General features: G+C 73.3%; 27 protein-coding genes and 2 riboswitches. Of the genes, 15 read left to right on the forward strand and 12 right to left on the reverse strand.

The annotated features are described in order from the left end of the window. Positions 1 to 28: 28 nt before the first annotated feature. The 3 genes from ACIRSU_RS20640 to ACIRSU_RS20650 form a co-directional block, all read right to left on the reverse strand. Complete coding sequence (locus tag ACIRSU_RS20640) at positions 29 to 1258, reverse strand: MAB_1171c family putative transporter (protein WP_403794051.1); 1230 nt, start codon at positions 1256 to 1258, stop codon at positions 29 to 31. A gap of 104 nt (positions 1259 to 1362) precedes the next feature. Next, positions 1363 to 1935 carry a toxin gene (locus tag ACIRSU_RS20645; RefSeq protein ID WP_403794906.1) on the reverse strand — a complete coding sequence of 191 codons (573 nt, stop codon included), beginning with the start codon at positions 1933 to 1935 and terminating at the stop codon, positions 1363 to 1365. 200 nt (positions 1936 to 2135) lie between these two features. Next, the gene (locus ACIRSU_RS20650; protein ID WP_403794909.1) at positions 2136 to 2606 is read right to left on the reverse strand and encodes a hypothetical protein; all 471 of its coding nucleotides are present in this window, start codon (positions 2604 to 2606) and stop codon (positions 2136 to 2138) included. Between the two features lie 333 nt (positions 2607 to 2939). Between ACIRSU_RS20650 and ACIRSU_RS20655 the strand changes: the two genes are divergently transcribed. From ACIRSU_RS20655 to ACIRSU_RS20695, 9 genes are all read left to right on the forward strand, one after another. Further along, complete coding sequence (locus ACIRSU_RS20655; protein WP_403794053.1) at positions 2940 to 3368, forward strand: WXG100 family type VII secretion target; 429 nt, start codon at positions 2940 to 2942, stop codon at positions 3366 to 3368. 126 nt (positions 3369 to 3494) lie between these two features. After that, positions 3495 to 3800, forward strand: a complete 306-nt coding sequence (locus tag ACIRSU_RS20660; RefSeq protein WP_403794055.1) for a WXG100 family type VII secretion target — start codon at positions 3495 to 3497, stop codon at positions 3798 to 3800. After that, positions 3800 to 5569 carry an RNase A-like domain-containing protein gene (locus tag ACIRSU_RS20665; protein ID WP_403794057.1) on the forward strand — a complete coding sequence of 590 codons (1770 nt, stop codon included), beginning with the start codon at positions 3800 to 3802 and terminating at the stop codon, positions 5567 to 5569. Before ACIRSU_RS20660 ends, ACIRSU_RS20665 begins: the two co-directional genes overlap by 1 nt. A 48-nt stretch (positions 5570 to 5617) precedes the next feature. Then, entirely contained in the window at positions 5618 to 6148 is a 531-nt protein-coding gene (locus tag ACIRSU_RS20670; protein ID WP_403794059.1) for a hypothetical protein, read from the forward strand. 12 nt (positions 6149 to 6160) lie between these two features. Beyond that, positions 6161 to 6460, forward strand: coding sequence for an RNase A-like domain-containing protein (locus ACIRSU_RS20675; protein WP_403794060.1), 300 nt, complete (start codon positions 6161 to 6163; stop codon positions 6458 to 6460). A 13-nt stretch (positions 6461 to 6473) separates the two neighbouring features. After that, positions 6474 to 7130, forward strand: a complete 657-nt coding sequence (locus ACIRSU_RS20680; RefSeq protein WP_403794062.1) for a contact-dependent growth inhibition system immunity protein — start codon at positions 6474 to 6476, stop codon at positions 7128 to 7130. Between the two features lie 63 nt (positions 7131 to 7193). Then, complete coding sequence (locus ACIRSU_RS20685) at positions 7194 to 7655, forward strand: hypothetical protein (protein ID WP_403794063.1); 462 nt, start codon at positions 7194 to 7196, stop codon at positions 7653 to 7655. A gap of 130 nt (positions 7656 to 7785) precedes the next feature. Then, the gene (locus tag ACIRSU_RS20690) at positions 7786 to 9453 is read left to right on the forward strand and encodes a glycosyltransferase family 2 protein (protein ID WP_403794065.1); all 1668 of its coding nucleotides are present in this window, start codon (positions 7786 to 7788) and stop codon (positions 9451 to 9453) included. A gap of 17 nt (positions 9454 to 9470) precedes the next feature. Further along, entirely contained in the window at positions 9471 to 10430 is a 960-nt protein-coding gene (locus ACIRSU_RS20695) for a D-2-hydroxyacid dehydrogenase family protein (RefSeq protein WP_403794067.1), read from the forward strand. A gap of 174 nt (positions 10431 to 10604) precedes the next feature. Here ACIRSU_RS20695 and ACIRSU_RS20700 read toward each other — a convergent pair whose 3' ends face one another. Both ACIRSU_RS20700 and ACIRSU_RS20705 read right to left on the reverse strand, forming a co-directional pair. After that, positions 10605 to 11468, reverse strand: a complete 864-nt coding sequence (locus ACIRSU_RS20700) for a CbtA family protein (RefSeq protein ID WP_403794069.1) — start codon at positions 11466 to 11468, stop codon at positions 10605 to 10607. A gap of 20 nt (positions 11469 to 11488) precedes the next feature. Next, the gene (locus tag ACIRSU_RS20705) at positions 11489 to 11719 is read right to left on the reverse strand and encodes a CbtB-domain containing protein (protein WP_403794071.1); all 231 of its coding nucleotides are present in this window, start codon (positions 11717 to 11719) and stop codon (positions 11489 to 11491) included. A 35-nt stretch (positions 11720 to 11754) separates the two neighbouring features. Beyond that, positions 11755 to 11895: riboswitch (cobalamin riboswitch) on the reverse strand. A 63-nt stretch (positions 11896 to 11958) separates the two neighbouring features. On the opposite strand from ACIRSU_RS20705, the gene ACIRSU_RS20710 reads away from it, so the two are divergent. Next, the gene (locus ACIRSU_RS20710) at positions 11959 to 12525 is read left to right on the forward strand and encodes a histidine phosphatase family protein (protein ID WP_403794073.1); all 567 of its coding nucleotides are present in this window, start codon (positions 11959 to 11961) and stop codon (positions 12523 to 12525) included. Positions 12526 to 12661: 136 nt separating this feature from the next. Here ACIRSU_RS20710 and ACIRSU_RS20715 read toward each other — a convergent pair whose 3' ends face one another. The 4 genes from ACIRSU_RS20715 to cobN all read right to left on the reverse strand — a co-directional run bounded on the left by ACIRSU_RS20715 (position 12662) and on the right by cobN (position 18070). Further along, positions 12662 to 13018, reverse strand: coding sequence for a GntR family transcriptional regulator (locus ACIRSU_RS20715; protein ID WP_403794074.1), 357 nt, complete (start codon positions 13016 to 13018; stop codon positions 12662 to 12664). A gap of 17 nt (positions 13019 to 13035) precedes the next feature. Beyond that, positions 13036 to 14004, reverse strand: coding sequence for a DUF1648 domain-containing protein (locus tag ACIRSU_RS20720; RefSeq protein WP_403794076.1), 969 nt, complete (start codon positions 14002 to 14004; stop codon positions 13036 to 13038). Between the two features lie 105 nt (positions 14005 to 14109). After that, a complete protein-coding gene (locus ACIRSU_RS20725; RefSeq protein ID WP_403794078.1) occupies positions 14110 to 14418 on the reverse strand; it encodes a hypothetical protein in 309 nt (102 codons plus the stop codon). 4 nt (positions 14419 to 14422) lie between these two features. After that, positions 14423 to 18070 carry a cobaltochelatase subunit CobN gene (cobN, locus tag ACIRSU_RS20730; RefSeq protein ID WP_403794080.1) on the reverse strand — a complete coding sequence of 1216 codons (3648 nt, stop codon included), beginning with the start codon at positions 18068 to 18070 and terminating at the stop codon, positions 14423 to 14425. 39 nt (positions 18071 to 18109) lie between these two features. After that, a riboswitch (cobalamin riboswitch) is annotated at positions 18110 to 18252 on the reverse strand. 229 nt (positions 18253 to 18481) lie between these two features. Here cobN and ACIRSU_RS20735 point away from each other — a divergent pair. From ACIRSU_RS20735 to ACIRSU_RS20745, 3 genes are read left to right on the forward strand one after another with little or no spacing between them, the layout of a single operon-like run. Then, positions 18482 to 19939, forward strand: coding sequence for a cobalamin biosynthesis protein CobG (locus ACIRSU_RS20735; protein ID WP_403794912.1), 1458 nt, complete (start codon positions 18482 to 18484; stop codon positions 19937 to 19939). After that, on the forward strand, positions 19936 to 20589 hold the full coding sequence (locus ACIRSU_RS20740) for a precorrin-8X methylmutase (RefSeq protein ID WP_403794082.1): 654 nt from the start codon (positions 19936 to 19938) through the stop codon (positions 20587 to 20589). Before ACIRSU_RS20735 ends, ACIRSU_RS20740 begins: the two co-directional genes overlap by 4 nt. Beyond that, positions 20586 to 22088, forward strand: coding sequence for a precorrin-2 C(20)-methyltransferase (locus ACIRSU_RS20745; RefSeq protein WP_403794084.1), 1503 nt, complete (start codon positions 20586 to 20588; stop codon positions 22086 to 22088). The genes ACIRSU_RS20740 and ACIRSU_RS20745 overlap by 4 nt, the downstream gene beginning before the upstream one ends. Positions 22089 to 22168: 80 nt before the next feature. Here ACIRSU_RS20745 and ACIRSU_RS20750 read toward each other — a convergent pair whose 3' ends face one another. Together ACIRSU_RS20750 and ACIRSU_RS20755 are read right to left on the reverse strand one after the other, a co-directional pair. Then, on the reverse strand, positions 22169 to 22474 hold the full coding sequence (locus tag ACIRSU_RS20750) for a hypothetical protein (protein WP_403794086.1): 306 nt from the start codon (positions 22472 to 22474) through the stop codon (positions 22169 to 22171). Between the two features lie 81 nt (positions 22475 to 22555). Further along, the gene (locus ACIRSU_RS20755) at positions 22556 to 23290 is read right to left on the reverse strand and encodes a cobalt-precorrin-6A reductase (RefSeq protein WP_403794915.1); all 735 of its coding nucleotides are present in this window, start codon (positions 23288 to 23290) and stop codon (positions 22556 to 22558) included. A gap of 30 nt (positions 23291 to 23320) precedes the next feature. Between ACIRSU_RS20755 and ACIRSU_RS20760 the strand changes: the two genes are divergently transcribed. Further along, positions 23321 to 24445, forward strand: a complete 1125-nt coding sequence (locus ACIRSU_RS20760; RefSeq protein ID WP_403794088.1) for a cobalt-precorrin-5B (C(1))-methyltransferase — start codon at positions 23321 to 23323, stop codon at positions 24443 to 24445. Between the two features lie 136 nt (positions 24446 to 24581). Then, entirely contained in the window at positions 24582 to 25148 is a 567-nt protein-coding gene (locus ACIRSU_RS20765; RefSeq protein WP_403794089.1) for a GNAT family N-acetyltransferase, read from the forward strand. Here the strand turns inward: ACIRSU_RS20765 and ACIRSU_RS20770 are convergent. Further along, on the reverse strand, positions 25135 to 25917 hold the full coding sequence (locus ACIRSU_RS20770) for a hypothetical protein (protein WP_403794091.1): 783 nt from the start codon (positions 25915 to 25917) through the stop codon (positions 25135 to 25137). The two genes, ACIRSU_RS20765 and ACIRSU_RS20770, sit on opposite strands and share 14 nt — an antisense overlap. Between the last annotated feature and the right edge of the window lie 102 nt (positions 25918 to 26019).

Below are 26019 nucleotides of genomic sequence, written 5' to 3' on the forward strand. Positions count from 1 at the left end.
CGGGCAGTGCCGGCGCTCTCGGTGCGGTTCACGCGCTGTACTCCGGGCAGGACCGCAGGACGACGCGGGCCCGCTGGTCGGGGACGGACTTGTACGCGGCGGCCACCCGTACCAGCCAGGCGACCTCGCCGTCCTGGTCGGTGGCGTGCTTGGTCTCGAAGGCGGCGGCCTTCCCGGCGGTGGCGCCCTCGGCCTTGGCGAGCAGGGCCGCCTTGATCCAGTACGCGTCGGCGAGCGACTCCCGCCCAGCGGCGGCGTCCTTGGCGGCGGTCAGCAGGCTGTCGGGCACGTAGTGACGCAGCTTCTCGACGGCGTCCGCGATGTCGGCGGCCCAGCGGTCGACGCGCAGGTCCGCGGGGGTGTCGAAGCGGGTCAGCTCCCGGGCGAGCGAGGCCGGCGGGGCGAAGGGCTGGTCGGGGAAGGCCGTCATCAGTTCGCGCCACAGCGGATGCAGGTTCATCTGGGCCCGCCACAGCCGGGCCCGCCGCCAGCCCTTGCTGAAGGCGGGGATGGAGGCGCCGAGCGCGAAGAAGGCGAAGAGGACCAGCTGGGCTGCCTCGGTGGCCTCGTCGAAGGCCAGCGCGAAGCCCGGGCTGGGCCGGTCCACCACGCTGATCCAGAGGAACAGGGTCCGGCTGAGGGTGTAGCCGACGCCGATGAACATCGCGAAGGTCATCATGCCGAGGCCCACCCGGAGGTGGAGCAGCTTGGCGTCGGCCGTGGCCAGCGCCCACTGGTAGGCGCAGACGGCGGACGCGGCGCCCAAGTACAGGTAGAAGACGCTCATGTAGAGCGTGGCGCCCCACTGCCCGGCGTGTTCGGCCACGAACCGGTCCGCGGGGTGCGAGCGGTCCACCACCGTGAAGAAGAGCACGGTGAGCAGGACGAGGGTGACCACGGAGGCCTTGGTGGCCACCTGCTGGACGAGCCGCGCGAACCGGACGTGGCGGGGGATCGCCCCGCCGTCCGGGAAGTGACCGTAGATGGCGACGATGTAGCTGAGGATCGCGAGGATGGCGATGGTGGCCGTGTAGTGCTTGATCAGCACCGCGAGGTCCACGACGGGGCTGTTGTTGAGGCCTATTCGGACCACGCGGGTCTTGGTCCACAGGGCGACGGCGAAGCCCGCGTAGCAGCCCCACAGGGCGCGGCGGCGCTTGTCCTCCTCGTCGCCCCAGAGTGCGGCCGGCATGCGCCAGAGGGCGACGGCAGTCATCAGACCGGCGATGAGGTAGCCGGCGAGGTCGAGGGCGGTCACGTGAGTTCCTCGGGGGTCTTCTGCGGGCAGGGGTGGGGGGATGGGGGGCGGCAGTGGCACCAGGCGCGCCGCGGGCGGCGCAGCCGGCGGCGCTGCGAACGGCGCTACGAGCGGCGGAAGAACATGTCACGGAAGAACGTGTCGCGGAAGAACGAGCGGCGCCGGTGGGCCACGGGCCGGGAGAGCGAGTTGGCCAGCCGTCCGACCATGTCGTCACTGGTCACGTCTCTCGCCATGCGCGGGATGAGGGAGGCTCCGAACTCGGCGATCCGCTCGTCGTGCGTGTCGTACTGGGCGCGGGCCTGGACCGAGTCGGAGGAGAGCACCCGCGTGATGAGCGAGGTGTCGAACACCGGCAGCAGCTTCCGCAGCTGGTCCGCGTCCAGGCTGGTGCCGTGGTCGAACCACTCGTGGCACAGCTCGTGCAGGATCACGTGCTGGGTCTGGTACGGGGTGGGGCGCCGCCGGTAGAGCACGTAGCTGGTGGTCCCGGACTTCAGCCGCAGGCCGCAGGCCGCGTTGACGCGCGCCAGCCGTTCGGGGAGTTCCTGGAGGACGATGGTCCGGCCGCGGGCCGCCTCCATGTTCGCCACCAGGCCCTCGATGGTGAACGGGGCCGGTATGGGAAGGTCAGCCAGCCCGGCTTCACACTCTTTACGCAGTTCGCGCAGGGACATGGGAGCCTCTTGATCGTCGGCACGCGTGCGTGACATGCGCTCGGCGAGTCTAGCCAACGCCGAACGCGCGCACGGAGCCACGTACCGGGCCGTGCAGGAAGCCGCGTACCGACCCGCGTACGGAGCCACCTACCGACCCGCTCGCCGACCCGCGCACCGACCCCTGCCCGCAGCCCCGTACCGACCCACGTACGCCAGGCCTACCTCCCGGGGCCCCCGGCCCCGTCCGTCCCGTCCGTCCCGTCCTCGGGCCGCTGCTTGGCCTTGGTGTCCGCCAGCAGCGAGAGCGCGAACTCCAGCAGCTCCGCCGGCAGCCCCTCGTCGTCGACGCCCCGGCCCGCCACGCCGCTGATCTCGCCGGTGCGCCGCTTGGCGAGGAACTGGAGCCCGGCGACCACGTCGCCGACGACCTCCGACTCCTCCTTGAAGAACCGCCAGTCCACGCCGAAGCCCAGCCCGAGCGCCTTGAGGATCTCCTCGGAGGGCTGGGTGACCTTCCCGGCCAGGATGTTCGAGAAGTAGCTGTGGGAGAGGGAGCCGCCGCGCTCCTTGACCAGCTCGGAGAAGGTCCGCCCGGACACCTTCTGGCCCGGGAAGGTCTTCTCCAGCATGTACTCGACCTTCTGCTGCAACGTCTGCAGCTCAGGTACGTGCTCTTCGCCGATGTCCATCCCGTTACCCACGTTCGCATCATGCACCGGCGCAAGTGCCGGGCTTGCGTAAACACTCTACGTCACTGTTAACTGCAAAAAACACGGTCCGGGGACCACAGGGGAGTCCCCGGGCCGTGTTCAACACCCGTGCATCTCGGCCGCGCTTGCCGACTTAAGGGTGTAGCCCTTCGCGACGGGGGATGCGCGAAGGGCTACCCGTGCAGTATGCCAGCCACCCACCTGCCCCTCCATGACAGGCGACCTGGAGTTTGTCACCTTCCCGCTTGCTAAAGTGAACGGCCGTACGCAGGAACACGCGTACGAACGGCGCGACGAGAGCGGGGGCTCAGGATGCGGGACGCCGACCACGCCGGCGGCGCGGACAACGCCGGCAACGCCGATCTGAAGTACACGGAGGACGGCCTCACCAAGCTGGCCGACGACCTCCACGCGATGCAGGGCTACCTGGAGAAGCAGACCCGCCGCATGGACGAGGTCGTCGACACGATCGCCGCGGGCTGGCAGGGGCCCACCGCCACCGCGTACCGCTCGCTGCACCGCGGAGTGGCCGAGGACGCCGTGCGAATCCGTCAGGTACTGGCCCTCCTCGAAGCCGCGATGCGCGCCTCGCGCGACGGCTTCACCGAGCAGGAGCTCGACGTCCTGGCGCAGATGCGGCAGGTGCAGCAGGGCGAGGACGTGGCCGCCGCCGCCCGCGAGCTCACCGTGCCCGACCCGGCACCGGCAGCCGCGCCCAGAAGCCGCCTCGCGGACCTCTGAACCGGACTCTGAACCGGACCTCTGAGTCCTACGTCTACGACGACACACGGACGTACAGACGCACGGACGTACAGACACACGGACGTACGGACATCCATCCGAAGCACATCACGGGGGATCAGCACCATGCCGGAAGACGACCGGATCACCGTCAACTTCGCCACCCTGCAGCGCCTTTCGGGAGACCTGGAGGACATCCTCCGTACCCTCAACGAGAAGCTGGACACGCTGTACGGGCGGGTCGCCAAGGTCGTCGTGACCTGGGAGGGCGAGGCCCGCGAGACGTTCATCGACGAGCTGGACAAGTGGAGCCACCAGGCCGACGACCTGAAGGCCGCGCAGGCCTGGCTCCACGAGGTCGTGACCAAGGGGCACCTCAACTACGCCGCCGCCAACCGCTCCGTGCTCGAAGGCTGGGGAGGCGGCGCCTGATGGGGACTCCCACCCCGGCCCCGTCGGCGGGCGGCGGCTCCGGCGCCATCGACGTCAAGCCGAGCGACCTCTGGAGGGTCTCCGGACGGGTCGCCGAGCAGCAGGACTTCCTGATGCGCGGCGCCAACAAGCTCCTGGAGGAGCTGGGCAAGTACCCGGACGCCGGCGGCGCCGGCACCGAGGCCGAGAAGTTCGCGCAGGCGTACAAGAAGATCGGCGACCGCTGGCTGCAGGTCTGGGGCCGCTCCGTGCTCAGCGTCGGCGGTGTCGCCGTCGGCTTCACCGAGACGGCCAACGCCTACACCAAGGCGGACGCGGCCTCGCACCCGCAGCCGGGGAAGACGCCCGAGCAGCGCCCGCGGCCCGCGGTCGTCGACAAGGATCCGCACTTCGGCGCCGTGCCCGACATCAAGTGGGGTGACGACGACGGCGGCGACGACTTCCTGCGCGGCCTGCTCGAACAGCTCCCCGAGATCGTCCGGGACGTCCTCCACCCGCTGTGCAAGCACGTGTTCCGGGTCGGCAAGGTGGCGGACGTCTACCCGTTCCCGCAGCAGCACTACCTCAACTCGCTGTGCCACAGCTGGATGAACGTCTCCATCGTGGGGACGATGGTCGCCGACCAGCTCACCCAGGCCGTCGGCACCATCACCAACCACCAGCAGGCCGACTGGGAAGCCGCCATGCGGACCTTCTGCAGCGCGCTGTGGGGCGCCACGGCCTGGGGCCAGCAGCGGGTCGGCTACCAGTGGGGGCAGACCGCCAACTCCGGCCCGGGCACGCCCCGCCTGCCCACCGGCAGCGAGCCCGTCCTGGCGGTCCTCAAGGACACGGCCGACAAGATCGCGACCATCCTGCGCGAGTACGCGGAAGCCGCCGTCGACCTCAACCGCGACGTCTACGACGAACTCGAACGCGCCATGCTCAAGGCCGCCAAGGACATCCTGGAGGACCTGGAGAAGCCCAAGGACGCCAAGAGCCTCCTCAGCACCGCGACGAACCTGATCGGCAAGGGCGCGGGCCTGATCCTCACCTTCGACGTCAAGACCGTCTTCAACCTCGACACCTCGAAGCTGAACGGCATCGTCGACACGTACACCGGCAAGCTGAGCGGCCTGACCACCCGTATGGAGGCGCTGAAGGAGCCGCTGGACGAGGCGTTCCTGAGCGCGCCCAAGTTCGAGGCCGGCGAGGCCCGTGCGTACGGCTTCGGCGCGCGGGCGCTGGAGGAGTTCAAGGACTCGAAGGTCTGGCTGAAGGTCGACTCGAACGGCAACTACGACCTGAACCTCGCCGCCAACGAGTACATGGCGGACGGTCACACCCTCGACAAGCACGTCGGCAAGACGGACGAGCAGCTCGCGCAGCGCCTGCGCGACCAGCAGTCGGGCGGGCCGACGCAGGCGTGGCCGTACGGCAAGCCGATGCCCAGCGGCTCCTCGGCCTTCCCGAACTACCAGCGCGCGGAGGAGCTGACCGAGTACAACCTCAACCACAACAAGGCCGCCATCGACGCGTGGATCAAGGGCCCGCCGCCGGCGGCCGACGGCGACGTCAAGTCGTTCTACGCGACGACACCCGACAACCAGCCCAGCGGCCGCAGCGTGAGCAAGCAGCCGGTGGACCCGAACGACCCGCTGTCCGGGTACAAGCAGGGCGGACTGGGCGCGAAGGCGTACGACGTGAACGGCATCGACACGCGGATCCGGTACGACAGCAGCCGTACGCCGCCGTTCACCGTGATGACGTCCATGCCGTCGAAGTCCTAGAAAGAGCCCTCCATGTCCCCCACGCCTCCTGAGCCCCCTACGCCTCCTGTGCCTGTCGACCGGGCCGCCTGGGAAGCCGCCGTACGCCATCTCTACGAGGACGCGTACCCGTACGACGCCACGGGCCCGCGCCGCCACGAGGACTGGGTCCTCGACGTCCTCGCGCTGATGTCCCGGTCCGTTCCGGACCCGCGGGGCTGGGCCGGTCTCGACGACGGGGCGGCCTTCGCCGCCCACCCGCCGGAGTACGTCGCGGAGCGCCTGAAGGAGATCGACCGGGAGAGCGCGGAGAACCTGCTCCTGGCCCTCACGGACGACGGCTGCACCCTGTCCAGCCTGGAGCGGTTCGAGGAGAGCGAGGAGGAGCTGCGGGCGATGGCGCGCACGATCCTCGCGCGGTACGGGGACGGGGCGGCGTACCTGACCAACGTCACGCGGCCCGGCCGCGGGCCCGGCACGCTGGACTTCACGACGCGGGACTGGGCGTACAGCCCGCTCAGCGTCTGTTCGGAGGACTACGGCCTGGTCATCGTCGCGGACACCGAGGTCGCCGTGTTCTGGAACTTCTCCGACTACTGACAGGATCTCTCCGTGCTGACCCGTTCCGCTTCCTACCCCGACCGGGAGACCGCCCACTGGGCCACCCAGCAGGTGGTGACCGCCAACGAGCAGGCCATCCACCGCTGGCTCGCCCAGGGCACCCGGGCCCGCCTCACCATCGAGGCCGCCTGGCCGTCCCGCGAGGAGCCCGTGGGCCGCGTCCAGCTGGCCGGCGACCTGCTGGCCGGGCTCGGGCCCGTCGACGTCCGCGCGGCGCGCGTGGTGCTGCGGCGCGAACCGTCGAGCCCGCACGGCTTCGTCGTCAAGACCACCGTTCCGTTCTACCTGTAGGGGCCGTACGCACATGTCCATGAAGCCCCTCGAACACGACCGCCGCTACGGCGAGCTGGACCAGGTGATGCGCGCGTACCTGGGCCAGCCGGCCGACGACACCCCGGAGCGGCGCAGCCGCGCCCTCGACGCGTACCTCCGCCACACCTGGCACACCCGCCCCTCGGCCGTCGCGGAGGCCGAGCGCCAGCTGCGCGCGTACAGCCAGAACCCGCCGGGCCGCCTCCGGCAGAGCCTGGGCGAGTTCTACGCGATCCCGGACACCGGCATGCCCCAGGCGGCGATCGGCGACTGGCTGACCGTCCTCGCCGACCACCTGAAGCGCAGCATCGAGGAGGGCGACGTCCCGGAGCCGGCGTCGCCGCAGACGCACTGGGAGTGGCACGTGCGCTTCCCGGAGACCGCGCAGCTGCTGGGCGGCTGGTTCTCGCAGGACGTCGTCGACGAGTTCCCCGACCACGGCGCGGCCGTCGCCGACTACGCCGCCACCACCCACCCCCAGCTGGTCGCCCGTCTCGTGGGCGAGCTCCACGAGCTGCTCGCGCTGCCGCTGGACGAGGCGGACTACGCGCTGGCGGCCGCCGAACTCGGCATGGAGGTCGACCCGCCGGAGCCGTTCTCGCACGGCGCGTGGTTCCTGGCGGTGGCGAGGACCCTGTCGGGGGGCTGACACGGAGGTCGCCCGCAGGCCCCACCATGATGTCGGCAGAACCCGGCGAAGGGAGGGCCCGCCATGGGCCGTTGGAACGACTATCTCGGCACCCGCCACCCCGACGGCGCCACCGCACCGCTTCCGTCCCCGGAGGTCCGCCGGGCGCTCCTCGCCCTCAACGACTCCGACGTGCCCTTCCGCGTCCGCGAGGGCGTCGGCCAGGAGGGCGATCTCGTCGCCGAATGCCGCCTCCCCGCACTCCGCGTCCGCCTCGTCACCCGCATGCGCCTGGCCCCCGACACCCACGAGGTCCGCGCCCTCGACGAACGCTGGGAACTCACCGCCTCCGCGGCCACCCGCGGCGAGTACTCCCGCGGCCCCGCCAACACCGTCTACCGCGTCTGGGGCACCCGCCCGGGCCCCGACGGCCGCCCCCACCGCGTCGAGACCTTCCGCTTCGACACCCGCTCGATGAAGGACCCGCTGCGGCAGACGGTGCTCGACGCGGGGTGGACGTGGCGGGGAGTGCTGCTGCGGCTCTGACGCCCGGCCGGGCACACCCCCGCCACCGCCTCCGGTCCCCTACCGGCTTTCCCGTATACCGCCGGTCGGGCGATACGATGCGCCATCGCGACCAGCCTTTTCACAAGATCTGCACTGGGGGATCCGACAGATGAACGTCCCGCGCACGCCCACGGTCTCCATCGTCATCCCCGTCTACAACGCGATGCCGTACCTGCGGCTGACGCTGCAGTCGATCGAGCAGCAGACCATCGGTCTGGACGCGATCGAGGTCGTCGCCGTCGACGACGGGAGCAGCGACGGCAGCGGGGAGACGCTCGACGCGTGGGCCGAGGCGCATCCCGGGGTCATGAAGGTGATCCACCAGGAGGCGTCGGGCGGGCCGAGCAGGCCGCGGAACGTGGGTCTGGACAACGCGACCGGCACGTACGTGTTCTTCGTGGACGGGGACGACTCCCTGGGTCCGGAGGCGCTGGAGCGGCTGGTCGCGATGGCGGAGAAGAACGGCTCGGACACCGTGCTCGCCAAGCTGATCGGCGTCGGGCGGCGGGTGCCGAAGGCGGTCTTCGCGAAGAACGTCGACAAGGTCGACCTGTCGAAGGGCGACGCGTACTACACGCTGATGCCGTTCAAGCTGTTCCGCCGCGAGATGATCGAGCAGCACCGGATCCGCTTCCCGGAGCACATGCGGATCAGCGAGGACCAGCACTTCGTGGCCCGCGCGTACCTGCACAGCAAGGTCATCTCCATCGTCGGCGACTACGACTGCTACTACGTCGTGAAGCGGGGCGACGAGGGCAACATCACCGCGGGCGGCATCGACTTCACCATCGCCCTGGAGCAGGCGGACGAGATGGTCGCGCTGGTCACCGGGCTCACCGAGCCGGGTGCGCTGCGCGACCACCTGATCGGCCGGCACGTCAACGTCGAGATGATCCGCCGCTTCGACCAGCGGTTCCTCGACGCCGACGCGGAGGAGCGGGCACGGATGGTCGAGCTGGCCGGCCCGTACGCGCAGAAGTGGATCACGCCGTCGATCCTGGCCAAGATGCCGGTCAACGAGAAGCTCGTCGCGCACTGCCTGCGCGAGGGGCTCGTGACCGAGCTCGCCGAGGTCGTCGCCTGGCAGCTCGCCGGACGGCCGGGCAAGGCCGTGGTGAAGGACGGCAAGGTGTACGCGACGCCGCCGTTCCCGGCCGCCGACTCGCCGGTGTACGACGAGCTGTGCGACATCACCGGCGCCGCGCTCGGCGCCAGCCCGCGCCGCCGCGTCGACAGGCTGGCGTGGCGCGGCACGGCCCTGGACCTGGCCGGTTACGCGTACATCGACATGGTCGACACCGACGACCTGGTCACCGAGATCGTCCTCAAGCACGCCGGCACCGGCCGCGAGATCGCCGTGCCCGTGGAGCACGTGCCGTCGCCGCACATGACGGTGAGCCGCGGCAAGGAGACGTACGACTACGGACGCTCCTGCTTCCGCGTCTCCATCGACCTCGCCGACGTCGACCAGGGCGCCGCCCTGCCCAAGGGCGACTGGCACCTCTCGCTGCGCTGCACCGCGCAGGGCCTGACCGCCCGCGGCGAGCTCGGCACGGCCCTCGGCGGCAAGGTCAGCAAGCGGGCCGACGAGCACGCCGTGTCACTGCCGGGCGCCGGCAAGAGCGGCGCGAAGAAGCTGCACACCGTACGGATCGGGCCCCGCGACGGCAAGCTGGTCCTCCAGCTGAAGCCGGCGCCGTCCGCCGTCTCCGCGTACGCCTTCAGCTTCGGCTGGAAGGCCGCCCGCGCCGTCCGCAACCGCATCAACTGGAAGTAGGGAGAGGAAGGACTGCCGTGGTGCTGCGCTGCGCGATCCTCGACGACTACCAGGGCGTCGCCCTCACCTCCGCCGACTGGCGCCCCCTCGACGGCCGCGTCGAGGTCCGCGTCCTGCGCGAGCACCTCACCGACCCCGACGCGCTCGTCGCCGCCGTCGAGGACTGCGAGATCCTCGTCGTCATGCGCGAGCGCACCCCGCTCGGCGCCGGACTCCTCGCCCGGCTGCCCAAGCTCCGGCTGGTCGTCACCTCCGGGATGCGCAACGCCTCCATCGACGTGGCCGCCGCCCGCGCCCAGGGCATCACCGTGTGCGGCACCGCCAGCGCGTCCGAGCCGCCCACCGAGCTGACCTGGGCGCTCATCCTGGGGCTGGCCCGGCAGCTGCACACCGAGAGCCGGGCCGTCCGCGAGGGCGGGCCCTGGCAGTCGACGGTCGGGACCGACCTGGCGGGCCGGACGCTCGGCCTCGTCGGGCTCGGCAAGATCGGGGGCCGGGTGGCCCGCGTCGGGCTCGCGTTCGGCATGGACGTGGTCGCCTGGAGCCCGAACCTGACCGACGAGCGGGCCGCCGAACACGGCGTACGCCGCGCCGCCGACCTGCGCGAACTGCTCGGCGCCGCCGACTTCGTCTCGCTCCACCTGGTGCTCTCCGACCGCACCCGCGGCCTGGTCGGGGAGCCCGAACTGCGCACGATGCGCCCGGGCGCGTACCTCGTCAACACCTCCCGCGCGGGCCTCGTCGACGGCCCGGCCCTGCTCCGCGCGCTGCGCGAGGGCTGGATCGCGGGCGCGGGTCTCGACGTGTACGAGACGGAGCCGCTGCCCGCCGACGACCCGCTGCGCACCCTGCCGAACGTGCTCGCGCTGCCGCACCTCGGGTACGTGACGGAGGGCAACTACGGCCGCTACTTCGGCCAGGCGGTCGAGGACATCGAGGCGTTCCTGGCGGGCGCGCCGGTGCGCGAGCTGGCGTAGCGCGGCCTCAAGTCGCGGCCCGTAGTCGAGCCCTGAAGCCGAGCCCTGAAGCCGAGCCCTGAAGTCGAGGCCTGAACCGCGGCGGGCGCGCGTCACGACCGTGAGCGCGCATCACGACCCCGGGCGTGCGTCAGCCCCGTACGCCTGCCGGTGTACGGGGCTGATGCGCGATGCTCAGGCGGCCACGGTCGCGGCCTGCGCCGGAGCCTCCTTCGGTGCGAGCAGCCGCTCGGCGAGCCACCCGAAGGCGAGCCCGAAGACCGCCCACAGCGCCAGCTGGATGCCCAGGGTCGCCATCCGGAACTCCCACAGCACGGACGCCGGGAACTCGGCCTGCACCGAGTCCGCGTTGCCGGGCAGGAAGACGCAGGCGATCACGACCGCGGCGACGTAGCCCGCGCCCGCGAGGACGGTGGCGTTCCAGTTGCCGAGGCGCGGGGCGAGACGGCGGCCGGCGATGACCGCGGCGACGCCGAGCAGCACGCTCAGCAGGATCATCAGGAAGAACAGCGTGGTGCGCTGCCCGATGGTGTCCGGGTTGCCGACGGCCGGCGGGGTCGCCGGGTACTTCAGGAACGGCACCAGATAGACCGTCGTGAAGGCCGCGGACGCGACGAGCGCCGCGGTGGCCTTCGCGCTGAAGCGGCCGAGCCGGCCGATCACGAAGCAGAACGCGAGGGACGCGATGCCGCCGAGCGCGACGCCGTAGACGAGGACGCCGGTGGCGAGACCGGCCGTGGACTGGAGGTCCCGGCTGACGATCTCCTCCTCGGAGTCGGCCTGGGTGGCCGCCCCGTTCGCGCCGTTCCCGCCGTGGTCGTGGGAGTGGGCGGAGTGGTCCGCGTGCTCGGCGTGCTCCGCCTTGGCGGCCGCGGCCTCCTCGACGGCGATCGAGGCGTTGACGGACGGCTCGCCCACGACGTACGCGACGGAGAAGGCGAACAGCCCGGCGATGATGCCCGCGAGCAGCCCGCGGACCAGAAGCTTGCCCACGAGCGAGCCGGAGGGCGCGCTCGTGGGTGTGGTGGGTGATGACATGTGCCCGGTGTTCCCTTGACTCAGTGGCAGGGGAAGCCGAGCAGGTGACGTCCGTCGTGCACCCACTCGTGCACGTCGCTGCCCGCGAACACGGACAGGGCGCCCTGCTCGGCACCGACGAAGTAGAGCGCGACGAGCATCAGGATGCCCGCGAACGCCGCCCACGGCAGCACCGCGCGGACCGGCAGCGAGACCGGAGCGGTGATGGCGGGGGTGGTGGGAACGGCGGGCGACGCGATGGCCTCGGCCATGGTGGAACCTCCTCGGGAACTCGCGTCCCATACGGTGGTGCGCGACGACGGTCGTCGGGTCTGACTCACCGCACCCACGGCTTGGGGCAGCTCACAGTGGCGCGACCGTGCCGGACTTGCACCGGACTTCCGTCTCGCCGTCGTCGTTCTGTGGAAATGTCGACTGACCGTACCGCGCCGGACACTCCGCGCCAAGAGAGCCCGGTTCCGGCGCTGGTGAAATGAGGGATGAATCACCCATGGCCGCACCGACGACCGTACGGCTCGCGCTGATCGCCCCGGCCATGAACGCGGCGCTGCGCGAGGCCCGGTTCGACGACGCCGGGCCCGTGGAGGCGGTGACGGTGGGGCCGCTGACGCCGAAGGACGGGGTACGGGTGACGGGTTCGCCGTCCGGGCGGTGCCGGGCGACGGCCGAGGCGCTCGGCATCCGTACGGAGGCGTACGAGGCGGAGCCGGCGCTCGCAGGGTGCGCGATGGGCCGGTGGCGGGGCCGCCGCCTGGACGAACTCACCGCGCAGGAACCGGAGTCGGTGGCCGCCTGGCTGTCGGACCCGGCCGCCGCCCCGCACGGCGGCGAGTCGCTGCGGCAGGTGCGCGCCCGCGTCGCGGCCTGGATGGACGCCCTGGAGCCGGGAACCGTATGGGCCGTCGCCGAACCGGACGTGATCCGCGCGGCCGTCGCCCACGCGCTCGGCGCGCCGGAGGCGGCCTTCTGGCGGCTCGACGTACGGCCACTGGAGCGGGTCGAACTCTCGGGGCGGTCGGGACGCTGGAACGTACGCCTGGGCGCGCCCGTCGGCTGAGATCGGCTGAGACTCGTACGGGCCGCGAGCCGGGACGCACGCGTGGGCTCTCGTACGGGCCGCGCCATGACGTACGCCCGGGCGCTCGTACGGGCCCGGGCTCCCGGCCGCCGGAACGAACGCCTGGGCGCGCCCGTCAGCCGAGGCTCGTGCGGGCCAGGTCCAGGAACTCCTTGTCGCTGAGGCCGAGTTGCCGGGCCTCCGCGGCGAGGGCGCGGAGCGCTTCGGCGAGGTGGGCGCGGCCGGGGGCCGCGGCGCCCGGCAGGATGACGGCGCCCCGGCCGCGGCGCAGCTCGATCAGGCCCTCCTCGCGCAGCCGCTGGTAACCGCGCAGCACGGTGTGGACGTTGACGCCGAGGGAGTCGGCGAGTTCACGGGCGGCGGGCAGACGTTCGCCGGGCGCGGCGGTGCCGTCGGCGAGGGCGCCGCGGACGCAGGCGGCGATCTGGTCGCCGAGCGGGACGGCGGAGGCGGGGTCGACCCGGAAGAGCACGGTCAGATCCTCTCAGGTCAGGCCGATCGCCTGGCCAGCGCGTTGAGGAGAGCGGCCGCGGTCCCGGCGTCCGGGACGGTCACCGCGAACTCGAAGCCGGACCGGCGCCGTACGACGAGGGCCTCGCCCGCGCGCAGGACGAGCGCGGACCGGTGGGGGCGACCGCGCAGGCCCCAGCCGCCGAAGTCGGCCACGGGGTCCACCGTGCCGGCCTCCGCCGCGGCGACCTCGTCGAGCGGGATCCGGATGCGGGGGCGGGGCAGCGCGGTCGGGCTCACGGTGAGGCCGTGCCGGTCGACGGTCACCCGGACCCTGGAGAAGGCGAGCCCGGGCAGGCCGACGACCAGACCCACCAGGCCGATGAGGAGGTACGGCCAGGGGCCGAGGACCGGGGCCAGGGCGAGCCCGGCGGCGCCGGCGAGGAGGAAGCCGACGGACAGCGCGGTCAGCGGGCGGGAGCCGGTGGCGCGGGACCAGCCGGCGACCTCGCCGGCGGCGAGCTCGATCCGCGGTGCGCCGTCGGCCGGGGCGGCGGGCGGTAGGGGCTCGGGCGGTACGAGACGGGTGAGGCCGAGTCCGGCGAGCGCGGCGAGGGCGGCGAGCCCGGCGGCGAGGGCGACGGCGGCGAGCGGGAATCGGGCTTCCGCGGCCTGCGCCGCGTCAAGGTTGCTCTTCAGGGCCAGGACCATGATCCCGCCGGTGAACCCGGCCGTGGCCCAGGCGCCCCACAGGACCCGGCGCCGCGCGAACAGGGTCCAGCCGGCGCCGAGGGCCAGGATCAGGGCCGTCGTGACGGCGAGGAAGGCGCCGCGGCCGGTGAAGCCGTCGGGGCGGCCGTCGGCGCCGGAGAAGTGGGTGGCGAGCGGGTCCGGCAGGCGGTCGTACCAGAGGGCGGACAGCAGCAGCTGGGCGGCGAGTGCGAGGACGAACGGCGCGGCGGCGAGGACGCGGAGACGCGGGCGCGGGCGCGGACGGAGACGGTTCACGGAACCCCCCTCGGTTCTAGTTGTTCGCACTCTACTAGAACAAGTATGAAGTTGTGCAGAGCCGCGCGAGGGCCGCGCAGCAGGACCTGCGCGGCCTCGGCGAGGTCAGGGCGTGGGCGGGGTGAACGGCGGGAAGGTCTTCACCTTCCAGCCGCCGCGACTCGGGCTGATCCGGACCTGGGACGGCGTCGGAGACCCCGGCTCCTGGGTGGCGGAGGGCGTCACGGACGGGGCCGTGGGCGGCGTCGCGGACGCCGTGTCCGAGGGCGCCGCCGTCGGCGTCGCCGGGGCCGTCGTGGCGCCCGGCTTCGGAGCCGTACCGCCGCCGCCCTCCGTGCCGCCCGAGCAGGCCCCCAGGGCCACGCCCAGGCCGAGCACCACGGCCGCCGTCGCCGCTCTGCGTACCGCCGTCATGTGGTCAGTCCTCCCCGTCCGCGGAATTCGCCGCGCCCTCGAGGTCTCCCTCGGTCTCCAGGAAGACCTGACGCAGCGCCGCGAGGGTCTCGGCGTCCGGCTTCTCCCACATGCCGCGGGACTCGGCCTCCAGGAGCCGCTCGGCGATGCCGTGCAGCGCCCACGGGTTGGCCTCCTTGAGGAAGGCCTGGTTCTCCGGGTCGAGGACGTACTCCTGCGTCAGCTTGTCGTACATCCAGTCGGCGACCACGCCGGTCGTGGCGTCGTAGCCGAAGAGGTAGTCGACCGTCGCGGCCAGCTCGAAGGCGCCCTTGTAGCCGTGGCGGCGCATCGCCTCGATCCAGCGCGGGTTGACCACGCGGGCGCGGAAGACGCGGGAGGTCTCCTCGACGAGGGTGCGGGTGCGGACGGTCTCGGGCCGGGTGGAGTCGCCGATGTACGCCTCGGGGGCCGTGCCGCGCAGGGCGCGCACGGTGGCGACCATGCCGCCGTGGTACTGGAAGTAGTCGTCGGAGTCGGCGATGTCGTGCTCGCGCGTGTCCGTGTTCTTCGCGGCGACGGCGATCCGCTTGTACGCGGTCTCCATCTCGGCGCGCGCCGGGCGCCCTTCGAGCCCGCGGCCGTACGCGTAACCGCCCCACACCGTGTAGACCTCGGCCAGGTCGGCGTCCGTGCGCCAGTCGCGCGAGTCGATCAGCTGGAGCAGACCGGCGCCGTACGTGCCGGGCCGGGAGCCGAAGATACGAGTGGTGGCGCGGCGTTCGTCGCCGTGCTCGGCCAGGTCGGCCTGGGCGTGGGCGCGGACGAAGTTGTCCTCGGCGGACTCGTCCGCCAGGCCCGCGACCAGCCGCACGGCGTCGTCGAGAAGCCCGATGACGTGCGGGAAGGCGTCGCGGAAGAAGCCGGAGATGCGCAGCGTGACGTCGATGCGCGGGCGGCCCAGCTCGGCGAGCGGGATGGCCTCCAGGCCCTTCACGCGGCGCGAGGCGTCGTCCCACACCGGGCGGACGCCGAGCAGCGCGAGGGCCTCGGCGACGTCGTCGCCGGCGGTGCGCATCGCGCTCGTACCCCACAGGGACAGGCCCACGGAGGTCGGCCACTCGCCGTTGTCGGTGCGGTAGCGCTCCAGGAGCGAGTCGGCGAGCGCCTGGCCGGTCTCCCAGGCGAGCCGGGAGGGCACGGCCTTGGGGTCGACGGAGTAGAAGTTGCGGCCGGTCGGCAGCACGTTGACCAGGCCGCGCAGCGGCGAGCCGGACGGACCGGCCGGCACGAAGCCGCCGTTCAGGGCGTGGACGGCGTGCGCGAGTTCGTCGGTGGTGGCGGCGAGGCGCGGCACGACCTGCTCGCAGGCGAAGCGCAGCACGGCCTCGACGTCCGGGCCGTACGTTCCGGCGACCGCCGGGACGGCGGCCACGTCCCACTCCGCCGCCTCCATCGCCTCGACCAGCTCGCGGGCCTTCGCCTCGGCCTCGTCGGCCGTGGTCCGGGTGGCGGCCGACTCGTCCAGGCCGAGGGCCTCGCGCAGACCGGGCAGCGCCTGCGTGCCGCCCCAGATCTGCCGCGCGCGGAGGATCGACAGGACCAGGTTGACCCGCGCCTCGCCCACCGGCGCGCCGCCGAGGACGTGCAGACCGTCGCGGATCTGGGCGTCCTTGACCTCGCACAGCCAGCCGTCGACGTGCAGCAGGAAGTCGTCGAAGCCGTCGTCGTCCGGCCGGTCGGCCATGCCGAGGTCGTGGTCGAGCCTGGCGGCCTGGATCAGCGTCCAGATCTGCGCCCGGATGGCCGGCAGCTTCGCCGGGTCCATGCTGCTGATCTGGGCGTACTCGTCGAGCAGCTGCTCCAGGCGCGCGATGTCGCCGTACGAGTCGGCGCGCGCCATCGGCGGCACGAGGTGGTCGACGAGCGTGGCGTGCACCCGGCGCTTGGCCTGGGTGCCCTCGCCCGGGTCGTTGACCAGGAACGGGTAGACGAGCGGCAGGTCGCCGAGGGCCGCGTCCGGGCCGCAGGCGGCGGACAGGCCGGCGTTCTTGCCGGGCAGCCACTCCAGGTTGCCGTGCTTGCCCAGGTGCACCATGGCGTCGGCGCCGAAGCCGCCGTCCTCCGCGCGGGCCGCGATCCAGCGGTAGGCCGCCAGGTAGTGGTGCGAGGGCGGCAGGTCCGGGTCGTGGTAGATCGCGATCGGGTTCTCGCCGAAGCCGCGCGGCGGCTGGATGAGGACGAGCAGGTTCCCGCGGCGCAGGGCGGCGAGCACGATGTCGCCCTGCGGGTTCCGCGAGCGGTCCAGGAACATCTCGCCGGGCGCCGGGCCCCAGTGCTCCTCGACCTGCTCGCGCAGTTCGGCCGGCAGCCGGTCGTACCAGCGCTTGTAGTCGGCGGCCGGGATGCGGACCGGGTTGCGGGCCAGCTGCTCCTCCGTCAGCCAGTCCTGGTCGTGGCCGCCGGCCTCGATGAGGGCGTAGATCAGCTCGTCGCCGTCGCCGGAGACCAGGCCCGGGATGTCCTCGACCGGCCCGAAGTCGTAACCCTCGGCGATGAGCCGCTTCAGGAGGGCCACGGCGGAGGCGGGGGTGTCCAGGCCGACCGCGTTGCCGATCCGGGAGTGCTTCGTCGGGTACGCGGAGAGGACGAGCGCCAGCTTCTTCTCGGCGTTCGGGATGTGCCGCAGCCGGGCGTGCCGGACGGCGATACCGGCGACCCGGGCGGCGCGCTCGGCGTCCGCCACGTACGCCGGCAGGCCGTCCTCGTCGATCTCCTTGAAGGAGAACGGGACGGTGATCAGCCGGCCGTCGAACTCCGGCACGGCGACCTGGCTGGCCGCGTCCAGCGGCGACAGGCCCTCGTCGTTCTCCTCCCACGCGGCCCGCGAGCCGGTCAGGCACAGCGCCTGCAGGATCGGCACGTCGAGCGCGGCCAGCGCACCCGCGTCCCACGCCTCCTCGTCACCGCCCGCCTGCGCCTCGGCCGGCTTGGTGCCACCGGCGGCGAGGACGGTGGTGACGATCGCGTCGGCGGACCGGAGCGTGTCGAGCAGCTCCGCCTCGGGGGCGCGCAGCGACGCCACGTACAACGGGAGAGCCCTGGCCCCGGCGTCCTCGATGGCGTCGCAGAGGGCGCCGACGAAGGCGGTGTTCCCGCTCATGTGGTGGGCGCGGTAGTAGAGCACCGCGACGGTCGGGCCACTGACGTCCTTGGCCGGGCGGTCGAGCCGGCCCCAGGTGGGGGCGGCGGCCGGCGGCTCGAAGCCGTGGCCGGTGAGCAGGACCGTGTCGGAGAGGAAGCGGGCGAGCTGGCCGAGGTTCGCCGGGCCGCCGTGCGCGAGATAGGCGTGGGCCTCGGTGGCCACGCCGACCGGCACCGTGGAGGAGCCCATGAGCTGCGCGTCCGGCGCCTGTTCGCCGCTCAGCACGACCACCGGCTTCCCGGCGGCGAGCACCGCGTCCAGGCCCTCCTCCCAGGAACGCACACCGCCGAGCAGGCGTACGACGACGAGCTCGGCGCCGTCGAGCAGCGCCGCGAGGTCGTCGAGCGGGAGGCGGGCGGGGTTGGCGTAACGCCACTCCACCGCCGGCTCACCGTCCCCGGCGGGGACGGCGTTCGCCGCACGGGCGCTGAGCAGGTCGGTGTCGGAGTGCGACAGCAGCAGGAGCATGGCGAGGCTCAGGCCCTTCCTCGGGGTTGTCCGCGCCCCGGGTGGTCGTGTGGACGGCAGGAGTTCCTGACTCACCGGCCCCTGACTGCTCGGGACCGGCTCACAGTGGCGGGACCGCGCCGGATTCTCACCGGGCTTCCTCCCCGGGGCCCTGGGACCCCATGCCGATCTGCATCCTAGATCGTGCGGCCCGCGGCCCGGAGGGGACGGCGGGGTCGGCCGGATCACATCGGGGAAGTGGGCCGGATCGCGCCGGGGGAATCGGCCGGATCGCGCCGAAGGCCGGCCGGAGCGGGGCGGAGGGCCAGGCGGTTCGCGCCGCGGCCGCGGCCGAATCGGACCGCGGCCCGGCCGGATCCGCCACGGCCGTCGACCGGATCACACTCGGTGGCCGGGCGGTTCCCCGTGGGTATGCTCGCCGCCATGCCGCCCACCCCACCCCCGGCGCCCGAACGGGGCGAACCCGTCATACGGGACCGTGGCGACGCGTGCCCGGGCGCGCTCCGCCTGCATGCCGCCGCCGACGGCTTCCTGGCCCGACTCCGGCTGCCCGCCGGGCGGCTGACGGAGGATCAGGTCGTGGTCCTGGCCGACGCCGCCGAGTCCCTGGGGGACGGCAGCGTCACCATCACCTCGCGCGGCAACCTCGAACTGCGCGGCCTCCCGGACGGCTGCGGCGCCGGCCTCGCCGCCCTCCTCGACCGGGCCGGCCTCCTCCCCTCCCCGACCCACGAACGCGTCCGCAACATCCTCGCCTCGCCCGCCGCCGGCCTCGACGGACTCGGCCACGCCGACGTGCAGTTGTGGGCGCGCGAGCTGGACGCGCTGCTGTGCGCGGAGCCGCGGGCGGCGTCCCTTTCGGGACGGTTTCTGTTCGTCCTGGACGACGGGCGGGGCGATGTGGCCGGGCTCGGCGGCGATGTGACCTTGATCGCAGGAGCGGGCGGGGGCGCGGGCGAAGCTGCCCTGCTGAGGCTGGGGTCGCGGGCGTTCCGGGTGACGGAGGCCGGGGGCGGCGCAGTCGATGAGGCCGCGGCAGTCGCGGCGGGCCAGGCCGGCCCTGGGTCTCCGGCCGCGGCCCCTGGCGGCGCAGCCGGTGAGGCCGCGGCAGGCGCGGCGGGCGCGGCGGGCCAGGCCGGCCCTGGGTCTCCGGCCGCGGCCCCTGGCGGCGCCGCCTCGACGGCGGCCCGGGCCGCGCTCGTCTGCGCCCTCGCCTTCCTCGACGCCGCCGACGCCGCCGGGAACGGCGCCTGGCGGCTGCGCGAGCTGCCCGGCGTCCACGTGCCGGACTGGGCGGCGGCCCTGGCGGCCGCGGGCATCACGGCGGAGCCCGTCACCGAGCCCGCCCCCGGCCCCGTACCGCCGCCCGCGCCCGGCCCGCTCGGCGTCGCCGGCGCCGTACACGTCCTCGCCCCGCTGGGCCGGCTGACCGCCACTCAGCTGCGGGTGCTGCTGCCGGCGGCGGAGGTGCGGCTGACGCCGTGGCGCGGGGTGGTCGTGGTGCCCCGCCACGCCACCGCCCCCGGCCCCGCCTCCGCAGAGCCCCCCGTCCGCCTCTCCGCCCTCGCCGCCGCCGGCCTCGTCACGACCCCCGACGCCCCCGTCGCCGGAGTCACCGCCTGCACCGGGCGGCCCGGGTGCGCCAAGTCGCTCGCCGACGTGCGGGCCGACGCCGAACGCGCCCCCGCCGGCCCGCTGCCCGTGCACTTCGCCGGGTGCGAGCGGCGCTGCGGCCACCCGCACGGCGCGTGGATCGACGTCGTCGCCACCGGGGACGACACGTACCTGGTCGACGGCGTGCCCACCCCCCGTACCTCCCTGACCGAAGCGGTACACACAGCCCGCACGACCACGACCACGACGAGATGAGCGAGAGCAAGAGGATGTTCGAGTACGAGAAGGACGGCGCGGAGATCTACCGCCGCTCCTTTGCCACGATCCGCGCCGAGGCGGATCTCGCGGCGCTGCCCGCCGACGTCGCCACGGTCGCGGTGCGGATGATCCACGCCTGCGGCATGACCGACCTCGTCCAGGACGTCGCCTACTCGCCCGGTGTCGTCACCGCCGCCCGCGCCGCCCTGCGCGCGGGCGCGCCCATCCTGTGCGACGCGCAGATGGTCGCGAGCGGCGTGACCCGCAAGCGGCTGCCCGCCGACAACGACGTGGTGTGCACGCTCTCCGACCCGGCCGTGCCCGGGCTCGCCGCCGAGCTCGGCACGACCCGCTCGGCCGCGGCGATGGAGCTGTGGCGGGACCGCCTGGAGGGCTCGGTCGTGGCCATCGGCAACGCGCCGACCGCGCTGTTCCACCTCCTGGAGATGATCGCGAAGGGCGCCGGGAAGCCGGCGGCCGTGCTCGGCATCCCGGTCGGCTTCATAGGCGCCGCCGAGTCCAAGGACGCGCTCGCCGCGAACGAACTGGGCCTGGAGTACCTGGTGGTACGGGGCCGGCGCGGCGGCAGCGCGATGACGGCGGCGGCGCTGAACGCGCTCGCGCACGAAGCGGAGATCCAGGCATGAGCGTCGTGAAGGGCAAGCTGTACGGGGTCGGGCTCGGCCCCGGCGACCCGGACCTGATGACGGTGGCGGCCGTGAAGGCCATCGCCGAGGCGGACGTCGTCGCCTACCACTCGGCCCGCCACGGCCGTTCCATCGCCCGTTCCATCGCCGCCGAGCACATCCGCGAGGACCACGTCGAGGAGCGGCTGATGTACCCGCTCACCGTGGAGACGACGGACCACCCCGGCGGCTACCGGGGCGCGCTCGACGACTTCTACGAGGAGGCCGCGGCCCGGCTCGCCGCGCACCTCGACGCGGGCCGCACGGTCGCCGTCCTCGCCGAGGGCGACCCGCTCTTCTACGGCTCGTACCAGCACATGCACAAGCGGCTCGCGGACCGCTACGACACCACCGTCATCCCCGGCGTGACCTCGGTGAGCGCGGCCGCGGCGCGGCTCGGCGAGCCATTGTGCGAGGCCGAGGAGGTCCTGACGATCATCCCCGGCACGCTGCCGGAGGACGAGCTGACGGCCCGGCTCGCGGGCACCGACTCGGCGGTCGTGATGAAGCTCGGCCGCACCTTCCCGGCCGTGCGCCGCGCGCTCGAACGGGCGGGGCGAATCGAGGACGCGCGGTATGTGGAGCGGGCGTTCATGGCGGGCGAGCGCACCGGCCGCCTCACGGACGTGGACCCGGAGTCGGTCCCGTACTTCTCGGTGGCCGTGCTGCCGTCCCGGATCGACGCGCAGCCGCCCGTACGCGAGCAGGGCGAGGTCGTCGTCGTCGGCACCGGCCCGGCCGGCGCGCCCTGGCTGACCCCGGAGTCGCGCGGCGCCCTCGTCAACGCCGACGACCTGGTCGGCTACACCACCTACCTCGACCGCGTCCCGGTCCTGCGGGCGAGCCAGCGCCGCCACGGCTCCGACAACAAGGTCGAGTCGGAGCGCGCCGAGTTCGCCCTCGACCTGGCCAGGCGCGGGCGCCGCGTCGCCGTCGTCTCGGGCGGCGACCCGGGCGTCTTCGCGATGGCGACGGCCGTCCTGGAGGTCGCCGCCGAACCGGCGTACGCCGACATCCCGGTACGGGTCCTCCCGGGCGTCACCGCCGCCAACGCCGCGGCCGCCGCCGCGGGCGCACCGCTCGGCCACGACTACGCCACGATCTCCCTCTCCGACCGCCTCAAGCCCTGGGACGTCATCGCGGGCCGCGTGCGTGCCGCGGCCGAGGCCGACCTCGTCCTCGCGATCTACAACCCGGGCTCCAAGTCCCGCACCCACCAGGTCGCCGCGGCCCGCGACCTCCTCCTGGAGGTCCGCTCGCCGGACACCCCGGTGGTGGTCGCGCGTGACGTGGGCGGCCCGGAGCAGTCCGTCCGCGTGGTGACGCTCAAGGCCCTGGACCCGTCCGAGGTCGACATGCGCACGCTGCTCCTGATCGGTTCGTCGCAGACCCGGGTGACGGAACGCGCGGACGGGCGGACGATCGCGTGGACGCCGCGACGCTACCCGGAAGGCCGGTAACGGGAGTTCTCCAGGCCCTGGTCGTCATCGGCCCGGGCCTGGACGCACTCTCTCTCCCTCAGGTCCGGCCGTGACCGGGATCAGATCGGATGCGGGGGCACCTCGTGGAGCGTGCGGCCCCGGTAGAAGGTCTCCCGCTCCTCGACGACGTACGGATCCATCGCCGCCCGCCGCCGGGTCTCGGCCTCGGAGTCCCGCCAGGTCCTGCACGCCTCCTCGGAGTCCCAGAACGACACCCCGGTGATCTCCTCACCGTCCTCCGACCAGTACGCGTACGCATGACGAAGGGCCTGCGGATACGGCTCGGGCCGCCAGGCCCTCTCGAACTCCTTCAGGGTGCCCGGCTTGATGCGCCGGGTCGTCACCCACACGAAACGCTCCTCCATGGCAGCCTCCCGCGCTCGGTGGAGCCCCTGAAACCATCGTAGGTACGTGCCGACGGCGCCCGCATCCAGACCGTGTCGCGGTCAGCGGCGGCCGCCCGTCACCGCCCAGGCCGCGGCCTCCTCGGGAGTGGTCACCACGGGAACACCCGCCGGGACCGGCGGTCGGCGGACGAGTACGACCGGGATGCCGGCCTTGCGGGCGGCCTGGAGCTTGGGGGCGGTGGCGGTGGCGCCGCTGTCCTTGGTGACGAGGACGTCGATGCGGTGGCGGGCGAGGAGTTCGCGTTCGCCGGCGAGGGTGAAGGGGCCGCGGTCCAGGAGGACTTCGGTGCGGGCGGGCATCGGGGCCTCGGGGGCGTCGACCGAGCGGACCAGGAACCACTGGGAGCAGTCGGCGAAGGCGGCGAGGCCCATGCGGCCGGTGGTGAGGAAGACCCGGTCACCGAGGCCGTGAAGGGCGGTCGCGGCCTCCTCCAGGGACCCGGCCTCGTGCCAGTCGTCCCCCTCCACCGGGACCCAGCCGGGACGGCGCAGCGCGAGCAGGGGAACATGGGCGGTGGCGGCCGCCTCGGCCGCGTTGAAACTGATCCGCTCGGCGAAGGGATGGGTGGCGTCGATGACCGCGTCCACGGCGTGCTCCCGTATCCACGCGGCGAGCCCCGCCGGCCCGCCGAACCCGCCGATCCGCACCTCGCCGGCCGGCAGCCGCGGCGCGGCGACCCGCCCCGCGAGCGAGCTGGTCACCTTCGTCGACGGGGCGAGCAGCCCGGCCAGGACGCGGGCCTCGGTCGTCCCGCCGAGGATGAGTACGTGCAGGGGAAGCATCGGAGTCCTGGGGGTCCGTTCATGAGTTCCGGCGGGCGTGCGGCCCAACTCAAGCACACCGGTCTGCGCCCCGGCTGGACGACCGGCGCCTGCGCGACGGCGGCGACGACCGCCGCGTACACGGCGCTGCTCACCGGGGAGTTCCCGGACCCGGTGACGATCACGCTGCCGAAGGGCCAGACGCCGTCCTTCGCCCTGGCCGTCGAGTCCCTGACGGCGGACACCGCCATGGCCGGCGTGGTGAAGGACGCGGGCGACGACCCGGACGTCACGCACGGGGCGCTGGTCCGCTCGACCGTACGGCTCCTGCCGCCCGGCTCCGGCGTGGTGTTCCGGGCGGGCCCCGGGGTCGGCACGGTCACCCTGCCCGGGCTGCCCCTGGAGGTCGGCGAGCCCGCGATCAACCCGGTGCCGCGCCAGATGATGCGCGAGCACGTCGCCGAGGCCGCTGCCGCGCACGGCGGGACGGGAGACGTGGAGATCACGGTCTCCGTCGACGACGGCGCCGAGATCGCCCGTTCCACCTGGAACCCGCGCATCGGCATCCTCGGCGGCCTGTCCATCCTCGGCACCACCGGCGTCGTCGTCCCCTACTCGTGCTCCGCCTGGATCGACTCGATCCGCCGCGGCGTCGACGTGGCCCGGGCCGGCGGCCTCACGCACGTCGCCGGCTGCACCGGCTCCACCTCGGAGCGCACGGTCACCGAGCTGTACGAGCTGCCGGAGATCGCCCTGCTCGACATGGGCGACTTCGCGGGCGCCGTCCTCAAGTACATCCGCCGCCACCCCGTCGACCGGCTCACCCTCTGCGGCGGTTTCGCCAAGCTCTCCAAGCTCGCCGCCGGCCATCTCGACCTCCACTCCGCCCGCTCCCAGGTCGACAAGGGCTTCCTCGCCGACCTGGCCCGCGCGGGCGGCGCCTCCGACACCCTCGCCGCCGACATCGCCGGCGCCAACACCGGCCTGGCCGCCCTCCGCCTCGCCGAGGCCGCCGCCGTGCCCCTGGGCGACCTCGTCGCCGCCCGCGCCCGCGACGAGGCCCTGGCGGTCCTGCGCGGCGCACCGGTCGCGGTGGACGTGGTCTGCATCGACCGGGCGGGCGTGGTCGTGGGGCGGTCGGCGGTGGCGGGCCCGGGGAGACCGTGAACCGGCAAGGCTGCACAACGGCAATGCCGCGAACCGCGAAGACCGCGAACCCGGGAGACCGTGAACCGGCCATGCCGCACACCGGGAAGACCGTAAACCGGGCGACTCCGGCCCCGGGCGCGCGCACAATGCCCGGATGACGACTGACTCGACCGACTTCTCGTTCAAGCCCACCCTGCGCGGCGAACTCGTCACCCTCCGCCCGGTCACCGAGGACGACGTCCCCGCGCTCCTCCCGATACTGAACGACCCCGAGATCGGCCGGCTCACCGGCTCCCACGCCGAGTTCGGCGAGGCCGCGCTGCGGCAGTGGTACGCGACCCGGGGCGCCCAGCCCAACCGGCTCGACCTGGCCGTGGTGGAGCGGGCGACCGGCCGGGTCGTCGGCGAGGCGGTGCTGAACGAGTGGGACGCGCCGAACGAGAGCTGCGGCTTCCGGATCTGCCTGTCGCCGGACACCCTCGGCCGCGGCCTCGGCACGGAGGCCACCCGGCTGATCGTCGGCCACGCCTTCGAGGGTCTCGGCCTGTACCGGGTGTGGCTAGAGGTGTACGCGTTCAACCCGCGCGCCCGCCGCGCCTACGAGAAGGCGGGCTTCCGGGCGGAGGGCGTGCTGCGGGGCGCGCTGCTGTGGGAGGGGGAGCGGGTGGACGCGACGGTGATGTCGGTGATCGCGCCGGAGTGGGGCATCACTCCCGCCTGAGCGCCCGGCGACGTTCGTGCTCGGCGTCGAGCTCCGCGAGCTCGGCGCGCGCCGCGGCCTTTTCGGCGGCCGTAGTCGGGCAGTACTCCTCCTCCAGCCAGTCGACCAGCTCCCTCAGCTCCCGCTGGGTCGGGTAGCGGATCCCCGCGATGTCCTCTGCCAGGTCGGCGAGCTCCACCTCCGGATTCAGCGCCGCGACGACCTCCGGCGTCAGCGGTCGCAGGGCGAGGACGTGGCGGACCGCCTCGACGTCGAGGTCCGTCCCGTAGTAGTCGGCGGCCCATTCGGCGTACGCCTCCGCCGAGCGGTCGACGAGCAGTCCGAAGAGCTCGTCGGCGCCGTCCGGGGTGCCGTCGCCCCAGGTGGGGAAGTCGATGGTGCCCACGCGCCAGGCGGGATCGGCGGGCTCGCGCCAGAGGCAGGCGGTGACGTCCGGTGCATAGCCGTCCTCGGCCATGGAGATGTACGGGCGGAAATCGTCCGGCACCTCGTCGAGGACGCCCGGCCACACCTCCGGCTGGTCCAGGTTGGCCCACGGGCTCATCGGCGCCTCGTGGGCGAAGCCCTCCACGTACGCGCCCGCCGGGGAGAACACGATCCGGTACTCGTCTCCCTGGCCGTCCCGCATGGAGGCGGTGTCCTTGCCGAACGAGTAGTACCGGCCGTCCCACTCGGGGCTCAGCACCGCGTCCAGCATCGCGAGCCCCCGGCAATGGTCGCGCAGTTCCTCGATGCCCGGCAGCGCCCGGGCCACGTCGTAAACGGTCACTCGGACATTGGAGCGCACCGCACTGACAGTCGACGACGGCCGACGTGCGGGCCCCCGGTCCCGAACCTAGGCTGGCCACGGCAGCGTCCCCTACCGAGAGGG

Source organism: Streptomyces sp. NPDC101160, assembly GCF_044768205.1.
In the GTDB taxonomy this organism is placed as follows: Bacteria; Actinomycetota; Actinomycetes; order Streptomycetales; family Streptomycetaceae; genus Streptomyces.

Coding starts and splice junctions, on each gene's coding strand:
- ACIRSU_RS20645 (WP_403794906.1), bottom strand. CDS start 1,935: ATGTCCCTGCGCGAACTGCGTAAAGAGTGTGAAGCCGGGCTGGCTGAC.
- ACIRSU_RS20650 (WP_403794909.1), bottom strand. CDS start 2,606: ATGGACATCGGCGAAGAGCACGTACCTGAGCTGCAGACGTTGCAGCAG.
- ACIRSU_RS20655 (WP_403794053.1), top strand. CDS start 2,940: ATGCGGGACGCCGACCACGCCGGCGGCGCGGACAACGCCGGCAACGCC.
- ACIRSU_RS20660 (WP_403794055.1), top strand. CDS start 3,495: ATGCCGGAAGACGACCGGATCACCGTCAACTTCGCCACCCTGCAGCGC.
- ACIRSU_RS20665 (WP_403794057.1), top strand. CDS start 3,800: ATGGGGACTCCCACCCCGGCCCCGTCGGCGGGCGGCGGCTCCGGCGCC.
- ACIRSU_RS20680 (WP_403794062.1), top strand. CDS start 6,474: ATGTCCATGAAGCCCCTCGAACACGACCGCCGCTACGGCGAGCTGGAC.
- ACIRSU_RS20685 (WP_403794063.1), top strand. CDS start 7,194: ATGGGCCGTTGGAACGACTATCTCGGCACCCGCCACCCCGACGGCGCC.
- ACIRSU_RS20690 (WP_403794065.1), top strand. CDS start 7,786: ATGAACGTCCCGCGCACGCCCACGGTCTCCATCGTCATCCCCGTCTAC.
- ACIRSU_RS20700 (WP_403794069.1), bottom strand. CDS start 11,468: ATGTCATCACCCACCACACCCACGAGCGCGCCCTCCGGCTCGCTCGTG.
- ACIRSU_RS20705 (WP_403794071.1), bottom strand. CDS start 11,719: ATGGCCGAGGCCATCGCGTCGCCCGCCGTTCCCACCACCCCCGCCATC.
- ACIRSU_RS20710 (WP_403794073.1), top strand. CDS start 11,959: ATGGCCGCACCGACGACCGTACGGCTCGCGCTGATCGCCCCGGCCATG.
- ACIRSU_RS20725 (WP_403794078.1), bottom strand. CDS start 14,418: ATGACGGCGGTACGCAGAGCGGCGACGGCGGCCGTGGTGCTCGGCCTG.
- cobN (WP_403794080.1), bottom strand. CDS start 18,070: ATGCTCCTGCTGCTGTCGCACTCCGACACCGACCTGCTCAGCGCCCGT.
- ACIRSU_RS20735 (WP_403794912.1), top strand. CDS start 18,482: ATGCTCGCCGCCATGCCGCCCACCCCACCCCCGGCGCCCGAACGGGGC.
- ACIRSU_RS20740 (WP_403794082.1), top strand. CDS start 19,936: ATGAGCGAGAGCAAGAGGATGTTCGAGTACGAGAAGGACGGCGCGGAG.
- ACIRSU_RS20745 (WP_403794084.1), top strand. CDS start 20,586: ATGAGCGTCGTGAAGGGCAAGCTGTACGGGGTCGGGCTCGGCCCCGGC.
- ACIRSU_RS20750 (WP_403794086.1), bottom strand. CDS start 22,474: ATGGAGGAGCGTTTCGTGTGGGTGACGACCCGGCGCATCAAGCCGGGC.
- ACIRSU_RS20760 (WP_403794088.1), top strand. CDS start 23,321: ATGAGTTCCGGCGGGCGTGCGGCCCAACTCAAGCACACCGGTCTGCGC.
- ACIRSU_RS20765 (WP_403794089.1), top strand. CDS start 24,582: ATGACGACTGACTCGACCGACTTCTCGTTCAAGCCCACCCTGCGCGGC.